At 31.1% G+C, this 12,813-nt stretch carries 12 protein-coding genes; all 12 read left to right on the forward strand.

The window, feature by feature from the left end; genetic code table 11:
- The first annotated feature begins 178 nt into the window (after positions 1 to 178).
- The 12 genes from E2558_RS07895 to E2558_RS07950 all read left to right on the forward strand — a co-directional run bounded on the left by E2558_RS07895 (position 179) and on the right by E2558_RS07950 (position 12,792).
- Positions 179 to 1,807: an AAA family ATPase gene (locus tag E2558_RS07895; RefSeq protein WP_188349591.1), complete on the forward strand. Its 1,629-nt coding sequence runs from the start codon at positions 179 to 181 to the stop codon at positions 1,805 to 1,807.
- Positions 1,804 to 2,844 (forward strand): 5-methylcytosine-specific restriction endonuclease system specificity protein McrC, encoded by a 1,041-nt coding sequence (mcrC, locus tag E2558_RS07900; RefSeq protein WP_126564807.1) that lies wholly within the window; start codon positions 1,804 to 1,806, stop codon positions 2,842 to 2,844. The genes E2558_RS07895 and mcrC overlap by 4 nt, the downstream gene beginning before the upstream one ends.
- Before the next feature lie 86 nt (positions 2,845 to 2,930).
- Positions 2,931 to 3,587: a type 1 glutamine amidotransferase gene (locus E2558_RS07905; protein ID WP_126564806.1), complete on the forward strand. Its 657-nt coding sequence runs from the start codon at positions 2,931 to 2,933 to the stop codon at positions 3,585 to 3,587.
- A 77-nt stretch (positions 3,588 to 3,664) separates the two neighbouring features.
- Positions 3,665 to 4,561 (forward strand): DUF5655 domain-containing protein, encoded by an 897-nt coding sequence (locus E2558_RS07910; RefSeq protein ID WP_126564805.1) that lies wholly within the window; start codon positions 3,665 to 3,667, stop codon positions 4,559 to 4,561.
- Positions 4,562 to 4,874: 313 nt separating this feature from the next.
- Positions 4,875 to 5,927, forward strand: coding sequence for a PTS sugar transporter subunit IIC (locus E2558_RS07915; RefSeq protein ID WP_126564804.1), 1,053 nt, complete (start codon positions 4,875 to 4,877; stop codon positions 5,925 to 5,927).
- 339 nt (positions 5,928 to 6,266) lie between these two features.
- The gene (locus E2558_RS07920) at positions 6,267 to 6,959 is read left to right on the forward strand and encodes a sugar transferase (protein WP_371869278.1); all 693 of its coding nucleotides are present in this window, start codon (positions 6,267 to 6,269) and stop codon (positions 6,957 to 6,959) included.
- Between the two features lie 9 nt (positions 6,960 to 6,968).
- Positions 6,969 to 7,655, forward strand: a complete 687-nt coding sequence (locus tag E2558_RS07925) for a YveK family protein (RefSeq protein WP_126564803.1) — start codon at positions 6,969 to 6,971, stop codon at positions 7,653 to 7,655.
- On the forward strand, positions 7,652 to 8,305 hold the full coding sequence (locus E2558_RS07930; RefSeq protein WP_126564802.1) for a CpsD/CapB family tyrosine-protein kinase: 654 nt from the start codon (positions 7,652 to 7,654) through the stop codon (positions 8,303 to 8,305). Before E2558_RS07925 ends, E2558_RS07930 begins: the two co-directional genes overlap by 4 nt.
- A 17-nt stretch (positions 8,306 to 8,322) precedes the next feature.
- Positions 8,323 to 9,423, forward strand: coding sequence for a glycosyltransferase family 4 protein (locus E2558_RS07935; RefSeq protein ID WP_126564801.1), 1,101 nt, complete (start codon positions 8,323 to 8,325; stop codon positions 9,421 to 9,423).
- On the forward strand, positions 9,404 to 10,645 hold the full coding sequence (locus E2558_RS07940; RefSeq protein WP_126564800.1) for an O-antigen ligase family protein: 1,242 nt from the start codon (positions 9,404 to 9,406) through the stop codon (positions 10,643 to 10,645). Before E2558_RS07935 ends, E2558_RS07940 begins: the two co-directional genes overlap by 20 nt.
- Positions 10,635 to 12,083: an oligosaccharide flippase family protein gene (locus E2558_RS07945; RefSeq protein WP_126564799.1), complete on the forward strand. Its 1,449-nt coding sequence runs from the start codon at positions 10,635 to 10,637 to the stop codon at positions 12,081 to 12,083. The genes E2558_RS07940 and E2558_RS07945 overlap by 11 nt, the downstream gene beginning before the upstream one ends.
- Positions 12,067 to 12,792, forward strand: a complete 726-nt coding sequence (locus E2558_RS07950; protein WP_126564798.1) for a tyrosine-protein phosphatase — start codon at positions 12,067 to 12,069, stop codon at positions 12,790 to 12,792. Before E2558_RS07945 ends, E2558_RS07950 begins: the two co-directional genes overlap by 17 nt.
- The last annotated feature ends 21 nt before the right edge of the window (positions 12,793 to 12,813 follow it).

Raw genomic sequence — 12,813 nt, forward strand, 5'->3', positions numbered from 1 at the left:
ATGATATTACCACAAATGGTGAACTTATACAAAAGGAATTTTGACAAGTTATAATGTCAGCGAGGGGCGTCTACGCGTAGTCTAAAATACGAATTTTTAAAATCATTATATACTTATAGTATAATCAAGAAAAATATAATCTGTTTATAATTATTGAAATTTTAAAGGGGTTTTGACCTTGAATAATATAGATAAAACATGGGTTCCTTTTTATAAAACATTAGCTTCTGAATTATTAAATTATCGCCATCGTCGTGGTGAGTTAATAAGAATGATAGAGATGATATATGAAAGAGCAGGGATTAAATTACCCACACTTGAGAAAAACAATGAGCTGATTGATATTGATCCGTTTACGATTTTTGCGTTATTTAATAAAGCATCTATGCGAGATGTGAATAAGATTAAGATTTTAAATGAATTGGCGCTCTATTTTGATATCCAAACTCAGGTACCAACAAGTTTTTATAGTATTCCTACAGTTAATAATATGAGCGCCACGTTTTATGCGTTTGATGGAAAGCGTAATGCCGATGATATTGATAATTTGTGGGCATTATTTGAGAGTGCTTTGAAATATGCGCATGAACAGAACGACGATAAGAGAATTAATTTTATTGAAAAGTTTAATCTGGTTATTGTTCAACCAGAAATTGGTAATAGTAAGCTAACGAGTGGTTTATATTGGATTGCGCCAGAAACGTTTGCGAATTATGATTCTCTTACAAAAAGTTATATCTTTGAAACGAATCAAATACCAGCTCAATTTATTAATAAAGAGCTTGAACCTAAAGGTAAGTTGAGTGGTGAGAACTATTTAGCCATTATAGATATGTTAAAAGCATTTTTATCTAGTGGTGAAACAGCAGTAGACAATTTTATTGATTTCAGCCATGAAGTTTGGGTTTATTCAAAAGAAAAACCTATAGTGCCAGACCCACCGCCGAAATCTCCGCCTTACACAAAGGACGACTTACTAAACGATGTATTTATGACTGAAAGCAATTATGACCGTCTCGTACGTCTAGTGAAAAGAAAGAAGAATGTGATTTTACAAGGACCACCGGGCGTAGGTAAAACGTATGTAGCGAAGCGTTTAGCGTATTCAATGATGGGCGTTAAAGATGCGTCACGTGTTAAACTAATTCAATTTCATCAAAGTTATGCTTATGAAGATTTTATTATGGGTTACAGACCGACAAATGATGGTTTTGAGCTTTCTACAGGGGCTTTTTATGATTTCTGTAAAGTTGCTGAACAAGATTTAGATAATGATTATTTCTTTATTATTGATGAAATTAATCGTGGTAATTTAAGTAAGATTTTTGGCGAACTTTTTATGTTAATCGAGAATGACAAGAGAGGTTTAGAAGTAGAGTTGCTATATACGGATGAAGCATTTTCTGTGCCTGAGAATCTCTATATTATAGGAATGATGAACACGGCTGACCGCAGTTTAGCAATTCTTGATTATGCCTTGCGTCGAAGATTTGCATTTTTTGATATGAAACCTGCCTTTGAAAATGAGAAATTTAAAGATTATCAAAAAAGCTTAAATAGCCTAGAGTTTGATGCATTAATTCAATGTATTGAAGCGTTGAACAATGACATTGTCCAAGATGATATGTTGGGCGAAAGCTTTGTTATTGGTCATAGTTATTTTAGTAACTTTGAAAATGTCACTACTACTGATTTGTCGGATATTATCGAATTTGAAATTTTACCATTACTCAATGAATATTGGTTTGATGAACCTTCGAAAGTCGACATGTGGGCTGAGAAATTAAGGAATGCGTTTGAGTTATGATCAAGATTCAAAATATCTATTATATGCTGTCGTATGCGTTCACCATTTTAAATAAAAAGGGTTATCAAAAATTAGCGACTGAAGAATTTGAGAATATCGCTGATTTATATGCAGCAATTTTAATTAAAGGTGTGTCAACTCAATTAAAAAATGGTTTGCATCACGAATATGTAGAATACAACGATAGTTTAAAAGTATTAAGAGGGAAAATAAATGTCACTCAATCTATACAAAATCTCGATATGATGAACAAGAGAATGAATTGTACATATGAGGAATTCTCTATTAATACGTACATGAACCAAATATTAAAAACAACGATAATTACGTTGCTAAATGTGGAAATTTCAAAAGAGAGAAAGAAAAATCTTAAAAGATTGCTATTATATTTTGATAAAATTGAGACAATAGATTACCGCAATATTCAATGGAATTTCAATTTTACGCGTAATAATCAGACATATAAAATGCTGTTATCTATATGTAAGTTGATTCATGACGGCGTGCTTCAGTCTGAAAAGGATGGCAATAAACAGTTAATGACGTTTGAAGATGAACAACAAATGTCGCGTTTATACGAGAAGTTCATATTTGAATACTATAAAAAGGAATTTCCACAGTTAACGGTAACGGCCTCACACATCCCTTGGTCAATTGAGGAAGCTTCTAGCCTTGAAATGTTACCCATTATGAAAAGTGACATCATGATAACGTATAATAAGCGATGTTTAATTATTGATGCCAAATATTATAAAAACACGTTAAATAACTATTTTGAAACTAAGAAACTTCATTCTGCCAATTTATATCAAATATTTACTTATGTAAAAAATCAATCTGTGAATTTAAAAGATAAAGATATTACAGTTTCCGGCATGTTACTTTACGCTAAAACTGATGATAACGTTATTCCAGATGATACGTTTCAAATGAGTGGAAACCAAGTGAGCGTTAAGACATTAGATTTAAACAAGGATTTCAAAGTAATTAAGAAACAACTGAATCAAATAGTGAAAACAACTTTCGATTTAATATAAAGCAGCCGACATGTATGGTCTTGTCGGGTGCTTTTTCTATTTCATAATATTAAGTATAATGAAATAAAATGTTACGGAGGGATAGAATGAGCATTTATATTTTACAACATGTCCCATTTGAGAAACCGGGTATATTAGAGACGCTAGATGCGAAAGTAATTAAATTATATGAAAAAGGTTACAGTTTGCCTGATACCGCAGATATAGATTTACTTATTATTCTAGGGGGACCTATGAGCGTAAATGATGATATTGAGTGGTTACCACAAGAAAAGAACTTAATTCGATCTATGATTGAGTATAATAAGCCGATACTTGGTATATGTTTAGACGCACAGTTAATCACGTCGGTATTGGGTTCTACCATTTTCCAAAATAAAAAGGGGAAAGAAGTAGGGTTTGGTGAAATTCAGAAAGCGACAAATCAGTATGATTTCTTACCGGAAAAGTTAGATGTGCTACATTGGCATGGAGAAACGTTCAATTTGCCGAAAGGGGCTACGAGACTATATCGTTCGGAGCATTGTGAGAACCAAGCGTTTATTTATAATGATAATGTGATAGGTTTGCAGTTCCATATGGAAACCACTGAGGCCACGTTGAAAGATATAGTAGAAGCGGATTGTGAGTATATAGAGGATAATGTATTAGGTAATACGGAGCAAACTATACTAAACAACGTTATTCCTTCTCAAAATAAAGAAATACTAATGAAAATGATTGAGTATATCCAAAGCATTTAGAAAATATTGATTTGTCGTTAAATAAGTTTAAAGGTAAAATGAATAATTAGTTAAAATAATTTGGAGATGAATTACTTTTGGGAGATATAAAACTTTTTAGAATTGAGGATGGAAATACTCATGAATTAGAAGGAGAATCTTTAGCAATTGAGAAATCATTGCAAAATATTATTGAGGAAAATTCTGAAGAGCTATTAGGTATTAAGTTTTTAGAAACTGAGTATACAACTGGAAAAAATCACGGTGGAAGAATAGATACTTTAGCTATTGATGAAAATTACTGTCCCGTAATTATAGAATATAAGCGTACAACTAATGAAAATGTAATTAATCAAGGATTATTTTATCTTGATTGGTTATTGGATCATAAAGCAGAATTTGAACTCATAGTAATGAAAAAATTGGGTAAGGATTTTTCGGATAAGATAGATTGGTCATCTCCAAGATTATTATGTATTGCTGGTGGGTTTACAAGATATGACGAACATGCGGTTAAACAAATTAACCGTAATATTGAGTTATATCGTTATAAATATTTTGAAAATACATATTTAATGTTGGACTTGGTTAATACTACTTTTGAAGTGAAAAATATCATAGATGTAAATAAAGAGAAAGAAACATATTTAAATAAACAACTTAAATTTTCTAGTGAACATCTCACCAACTTATATAAAGAATTAAAAGAGTATTTAATGAATTTGGGGGATGATGTACAATTTAAAGAATTAAAATTATATTTAGCCTTTAAAAGAATAAAAAACTTTGTTTGTATGGAAATACTTCCTAACAAACAAAAACTTTTACTTTATGTTAAAGTCGATGTGAAAAATGTAGCCTTTGAAAAAGGATTTATTAGAGATGTAACTAACATAGGACACTATGGAACTGGAAATTTAGCTATAGAAATACGTAATAAAGAGGATATTGAAAAAGCTAAAAAATACATAGAAGAAAGTTATGAAAATAACTAAGTAGTGGATAAGTTTAATGCACTCAAAATTAGTTAATAAATATATGAAGGATAATATAAACATAATTCATGTTTGTATTATCCTTTTTTCATTTCAATTAAAATTCCAAATAACAGGGCAAAAATATTTATTTTTCAAAAAATTAATAATTTTTACCAAAAAATGATGAAAACGCTTTAAAATGTGAACAATTTGTGAAAAAATAATGATTATTACATATTAAATTTTATGGATTAAACTTAATAGGATTGAATTATTCATGCAATGCTATAAAATCATGTAAAAATAATAGAAATTATGAGGTATATGAATTATGGGCGAGACACAAACAATAACACCCAGATCATTCTTATTTAATGTATTAAACGGAGTAGCATTAGCTATCGTGGTAGGGATGATTCCCAATGCTATTCTAGGCGAGCTCTGTAAATATTTAGGCCAATACAATGACTTCTTCTTAAAGATTGCATTTGTAACGCAAGGCATTCAATATACAATTCCAGTTCTTACTGGTGCACTCATTGCAGTGCAATTTGGAATGACACCCATTCAAGTAGCATCAGCTGGTGCAGCCGCTTTTGTAGGTTCTGGCGCAGCTGTAGTTTCAGATCAGAAATGGATGATTGTTGGAATTGGGGATTTAATCAACACAATGATTACTGCTGCGATTGCGGTTGGAATTATGTTATTAATTAAAGACCGTTTTGGCAGTTTAAATATGATTGCACTTCCTCTTGTCGGGGCCGGAGTAGCAGGACTAATAGGCTATTTATTATTACCATTTACCAAGTTAATCACTGTGGGATTAGGTGAATTAGTTAATAGTTTGACTAACATGCAACCCATTATCATGACTATCTTGATTGCGATTATCTTTTCAATTTTAATTGTATCTCCAATTTCCGCTATTGGAATTGGTATTGCGATAGGGATTTCTGGTCTAGCCGCAGGATCAGCTGCTGTTGGAGTAGCTGCTAGTGCGATTACGTTGACAGTTGCTAGTTGGCGTGTCAATAAAATCGGTATTCCAATTACTGTATTATTAGGCGCGGTTAAAGTAATGATGCCTAATTTAATTCGACATCCTATCATTATCTTGCCGGTTGTGTGTACAGCAGCAGTGTCAGGCCTTGTTGGTGGACTATTAAATATCCAAGGTTCACCCAACTCTGCAGGTTTTGGATTAATCGGTTTAGTTGGACCTATTAAATCTATGGGACTTTTAAATACAGGTACAATGACTAGTTTGCTTATAGTTATTGTTGCTTATGGAGTGGTACCATTCATTTCTGCTCTATTTTTCAATTTCTTATTTGGAAAAGTATTGAAATTGTACAGTCCCGATGTATTTATTTTCAAACAATAATATTAAATTATAACGTCTAGTTAATGAGTGTAAGTGCTCATTCAACTAGGCGTTTTTTTATTACACTGATAAAATATTATAATTTTATATGTTTTTGAATATTAAAAAGTTGAAATAAAAAAGTATTTTTTTATTCATAGAATGGGTACAATCTTTTTCGGTTTAATGATATATTCTAAGTAATCAAACGTTAAGGTGGCAGACTTTGACGCTTTTCTAACAACATGTAAAGGACATTTAAAGACTTAAACGCAACAAGATACCCTAGAAAAGCTTAAAAGAGAAAAACTAAATGGGATATATCAATGCGATTTATGCTTTATTTCGTAGGTGATAAACGTGAAACATTTTAAGACTGAAGATCTTAAATTACAAAATGGCGTGATTAAGCCGGAATTTGGAGTCGTTAGATATGATTACCAAAAGAAATTAAACACTTATAAAGCGGTGGAGAAATGGTATGACCCATTGAAACGATTATTGGATGTATTGATGAGTATCGTCTTATTATATTTTACTTTTCCAATAATGGTCTTATTCGCGGTATTAATTGTTATTGATTCATTTGGTAACCCAGTCTATAAGCAAATTAGAGTCGGGAAAAACGGCAAGTTAATTACGATATACAAATTACGATCTATGAAGCTCAATGCAGAACATAATGGTGCGCAATGGGCAGAGAAAGATGACCCTAGAATCACAAAAGTCGGTAAGTTCATTAGAAAAACAAGAATAGATGAATTGCCTCAACTCCTTAATGTTTTAAAAGGAGAAATGAGTTTTATAGGACCGCGACCTGAACGACCAGAATTTGTTGAATTATTTAGTTCAGAAATACAAGGATTTGAGAAACGATGCTTAGTAACACCTGGTTTAACTGGTCTTGCGCAAGTCAAAGGAGGTTACGATTTATCTCCTCAAGAAAAATTGAAATACGATTTGAAATACATTTACAAAGGTAATATTTTTACCGAAATTTATATCTGTTTAAAAACAATTAACATCATCATCACAGGATCAGGATCAAGATAGGTGGATAAAATGCGAAAAAATCTTAATTTAAGTGAATTTGGAAAAATTTTAAAAGAACATATTGGGTTAATTATTTTGTGTATTGTTATTTTTGGAGCTATTAGCTTTGTAGTTTCACAATTTATCATTACGCCAAAATATCAAGCAACTTCAAATGTCATTATTAATCAAAAACGTGCAAATGATGACAACTTATATAAAAATCCAAATGAAATTCAAACAAATATTCAATTAATCAAAACGTATTCTGAAATTATCAATTCAGAAGAAATTAAAAATAAAGCATTAGATGAAATAGATGCGAAAGATAAAAACAGTCTCTATCAAGGGCTTTCTATAGATTCTGTAGAGAATTCACAAATTATTAAAATCAATGTATTAAGTGAACATCCTAAAGAAGCAGTAGCCTATGCGAATGAAGTAGCTAAAGCGGCTAAAGAAGAAATTGAAAGAGTAATGGGCGTTGATAATTTATCGATTTTATCTAAAGCGACAAATAGCCAAGTGAAATCGCCAAAATCTCCTAATATCTTACTTAATGTAGTGTTCGGTGTGATATTCGGGTTAGTGATTGCGCTCTTAATTATGTTCACTAAATATTTATTAAATAACAAAATTAAATCTGAAAAAGAAGTTGAAAACTATTTACATCTTCCTACAATTGGAAAGATTAGCGACTTAGGTGATAAAAAATGAGTAATAAATCAAGTAAATATATAAGCACAGCCCAAGATTTAATCAACGAGGAAATTAAAACGCTTAGAACAAATGTAACCTTCAACGTTACTGGCGAAAATAGCACAGTATATATGATTACTTCTTCAAGACAAGGAGAAGGGAAAACATTTGTAAGCAAATCACTTTCTGAGTCACTAGCAAATACGCGCTATAAAGTGCTACTTATCGATGCAGACATGCGTAGACCTCAAGTACATAAACGCTTTAATGTGCCTAATAATTATGGTTTATCAAATATTATTAGTCATCAAATTCCTTATGAACAAGGCATTTATTATAGTGAAGATTCAAATCTAGATATTATACCTGCTGGGACAAAACCACCCAATCCTTCAGAACTTTTAGATTCGCCTAATTTTAAAGATTTCTTAGAAGATATTAAAGATGAGTATGACTATGTGATTATTGATACGCCACCTATTTTACCTGTTACTGATGCGTTAATTATTGGTAGATTAGTGGATCAAACCATCCTAGTGGCAAATAGTAAAAAAACGCCGAGAGAATTAGTTATTGAAGCTAAAACACGATTAGATAATTTGAAAATTTCTGTTTTCGGTGTGGTGCTAAATCAAGTAAAACATACTAATACTAAAGGCTATTATTAGAAAGGGCTTGTATCAATTTGAAGATTTTATATCTTATTACCAAGGCTGATAATGGCGGTGCACAAACACATTTAATTCAACTCGCAAATTACTTTTGTCAAAACAATGATGTCTACGTAGTAGTAGGATGTAAAGGGCCGATGCTAGAACAATTAGATGCTCGCATTAAAGTGACCATAGTTGAAAATTTAATCGGACCTATCAATGTGAAGCAAGACATTTTAGCAACTAAAAAAATAACCCGCCTCATTAATAAAATTCGTCCAGACGTTATTCATTTACATTCTTCTAAAGCAGGCACAATTGGAAGACTAGCCTATAAACTATCTAAGGGGAAGAAGTCTTTAGTTGTTTTTACAGCGCATAGTTGGTCATTTACAGACGGTATTGCGCCACTTAAGAAATATTTATATTTATTGATTGAGAAGATGATGTTCAAAGTAACTAATCGCGTGATTTGTGTTTCGGAGTTTGATAAGCAATTAGCTATCAAATATAACTTCAATCCTAGAAAGCTTGTAACTATTCATAACGGAATTAAAGATCCATTCAAGTTTACGTCTTTGTCACATGAGAAAGGTGACGCTCATCAATTCGTTATGATAGCCCGATTTGCTTATCCTAAATTGCAGATGAACATTATCAATGCTTTAAATCTACTGAAAAATATGACCGATAAACACTTCCATTTTACCCTTATAGGAGATGGCATTAATTTAAATGAATGTAAAGAGTTGGCTCAATCTGTAGAAGTAACACAAGAAGTGAGTTTCTTAGGTAATGTGATTAATGCACAAAAAGAATTACCTCATTACGATACATTTGTTTTAGTGAGTAAACATGAAGGCTTGCCAATCAGTATTATTGAAGCGATGTCATATGGATTACCAATTATAGCGAGTGACGTAGGTGGGATAAGTGAGTTAGTAGACAATAATGGAAAGATTCTTAAAGATAATGAACCACATACTATTGCTTTGGCTTTAAAACAACAATTAGAGAATGATGATTATATTAAACAAAGTGACCGTTCTAGAGAGAAATATCTTGAGCACTTTACAGAAACTAAAATGTTAAAAGAAGTGGAAATGGTTTATAATGCGTACTCAAGAAAATAGCACATTTTTAAATATATTATTGATAGGCTTAGCAATATTTATTCAACAATCTTTTGTTATTGGTGGCATTAATATTTCAATTGCCGATTTTATTATTTTAATCTTATTTGCTTATATCTTAATCAATCACAACAAAATAATAGAAGTTAACTTTATCTTGATATTTATTCTTATTTTATATATTTATCGCATTCTAATGACGGTTATTTTAGGGGTCTTTGATGATATTCTCATTATTAATTTAAAAGAAATTTTAGCAACATCAATTAAATTTGCATTTGTTGTGATTTATCTTTTAATTGGCTCTATTATTTTAAAATTAAGTAATAGTAGAACTATATTCCTGAAATCTTATGTTATCAGTAGCGCTATGATTGGTATATTGTGTGTGTTTACGAGTGTTTTTAAAACACCATTATTGATGCGTTTACTATTCTTTGATGAACTTAGATCTAAAGGATTAATGAACGATCCTAATTACTTTGCGATGACACAAATTATCAGTTTGATTTTAGTATTTAAATTGACACATCGTTTCTTTTACAGGTTAGTATTGTCACTTATTATTTTATTATCTATTTTCACAACGGGTTCAAAGACCGCTTCGATTATCATTTTATTATTAATCATGGGCTATTGCGCCATTAAATTATTTAATAGAAATGTTGTAAGTATTGTTAGCGTACTATCAGCCTTTTCTATCTTATTATTAGGCACATTTTATATGATTAATTTTGGCAATTGGCACACATATGATGTGGATTTAGGAGGCTCTTTCAATAGAATGACTTCCATCTTTAAAGAAGGAACTGCTTCTATCAATGAGAGTGGATCGGACAGAAGTCTTGTGTGGCTTAACGCCATTAGTTTAATCAAATATACATTTGGATTTGGATTAGGCTTATTCGACTATGTTCATGTCGGTACATATTTAAATGGGGTTAGTCTTGTTGCCCATAATACATATTTACAAATATTTGCAGAATGGGGCATAGTTTTTGGACTCGTGTTTATTTTCTACCTAATCTACTTGTTATTTAGTTTAATTAAATTTAATGAAAATGGACGTAACATTGTATGGATAGCAATTCTTTTAATATTAATGGTTTATTTTATGACGGTATCTTTTAATAACTCAAGATACGTAGCCTTTGTGATAGGTATACTGATTTATTTAGTTCAATCAAATAAGACAGAAGGTAGACATACCCATGAAGAGTGACTCACTTAAAACAAACATTATTTATCAGAGTTTATATCAAGTCATTAGAACAATCACGCCTATTATCACGATTCCAATTATCTCACGAGCATTTGGACCTTCTGGAGTAGGGGTCGCTTCGTTTTCATTTAGTATGGTTCAATATTTTTTAATGTTTGCGAGTGTCGGGGTGCAATTATACTTTAATCGTTTGATTGCAGAAGTAGCGCATGAAAAAACACAATTATCGAAACAGTTTAGCGATATTTTTATGAGTAAATTACTCCTCTCATTAACCGTTTTATTACTTTACGTTGTTACGATGAGTATATTTATTCATGAGTATTATTTAATTTTCCTACTTCAAGGAATTTATATTATTGGTGCTGCAGTTGATATTTCATGGTTTTATGCAGGCATTGAGAAATTTAAAATTCCAAGTTTAAGTAATATCGTAGCATCATTGATTGTTTTAGTAATTGTTGTATTTTTTATTAGAGACACTTCAGATTTACCCTTATATGTTTTTACGTTATCTATTGTGACTGTGCTTAACCAAGTGCCACTTTATTATTATTTGAGAAAATACATTACTTTAAAACGGATTAATTGGAAAAATGTATGGCATATTTTTCATTCTTCCTTAGTCTATTTGTTACCTAATGGCCAATTAAACTTTTTTACAAGTATTGCCTGTGTAGTTCTAGGATTAATTGGAAGTTATAGTGATGTTGGTATCTTTACGAATACATTTAATATTTTATCGGTAGCTATTTTACTCGTGAATACAATCGATTTAGTCATGATTCCGAGAATTACTAAACTAGCACGTAAGCAAGATAACGCTTTAACACAAATGCTAGAACTTAATATAAATATGCAACCGATTTTAACAATTCCGATGGTGCTAGGTATTATTGCCATTATGCCTACATTCTATGTTTGGTTTTTTGGTGAGCAATTTAAAAGTACTGTCTCACTAATGACTGTATTAGCGATATTACTATTTATTATTCCGCTCAATATGACGATAAGCAGACAATATCTTATTATTCAAAATAAGATGAAAGTGTATAATATGTCGTTAATTATAGGCGCTTTTGTTAACTTCATTTGTTGCATTATATTTATACCGTTTTTCGGAATTTATGGTGCTGGGATAGCCAGAATTACTTCCGAACTTCTTATTTTATTATGGAGAGTAATTGATATTTCTGGGACAGGCATTAAATTAGATGTTAAAAATCTTAGTAAAACAGTATTTGCGTCTATTGTCATGGTCGTTGTGTTGATGTTTTTGAATGCCTACCTCACTCCAACAGTGTACTCAACTATACTTTTACTTGTAGTCGGAATGTTAGTTTATTTGATTACTAATTTAGTGTTAAAACATGAATTTATTTTATTAATTTTAAAGAATTTAATTAAGCGTGGTGATAACTTTGATAGACATTCATAATCATTTAATTTGGGGCGTAGATGATGGCGCAAAGGATATAGAAGAAACAATTAATATGATTAAAATGGCATACGCACAAGGCGTTACTAGAATTATAGCGACACCGCATTTTTATATTGATACTTATGAACCGAATAAAGATGATTTATATGAGAAGAAAGCATTGCTAGAACAACGATTAGAAGAATTAAACCTTCCTGTTTCGATTAAGATAGGGGAAGAGATTTATTTAGAACCCGCTTCTTTTGAACAAATTGAATCAAAAACTGCGCTATCTTTAGATAATCAAACCTACATATTAGTAGAGTTCTCATTTAATGATATTCCATTATTTATATTTGACCTTCTTGTTAGGCTAGTAGACATGGGTTATGTTCCTATTATCGCACATCCTGAACGATATAATTCTGTACAGACAGATTTTAGCTTGCTTGAAAAGTTTGTGGATTTAGGATGTATCTTGCAATTAAATGGAGGTTCGATTTTAGGTAATCATGGTAGAAGTGCTAAAAAAGCTGCCAAATATATGGTAAAGCATCGATTATTCCACATTATCGGTAGTGATGCCCATAATGATGTTAATCGACCATTCGTCACTGCCAAAGCGTTTAAGAAAATTAAAGACCAAGACTTTAAGCATTTCTTAGAAACAAATGCAGAAGCCATTTGGAACAATCAAAGAATCAATAGTTACAAATACTTCCAATAAATCATACAAAAAACGAGTTAG

It is taken from the genome of Staphylococcus pragensis, assembly GCF_004785665.1.
Taxonomy (GTDB): domain Bacteria; phylum Bacillota; class Bacilli; order Staphylococcales; family Staphylococcaceae; genus Staphylococcus; species Staphylococcus pragensis.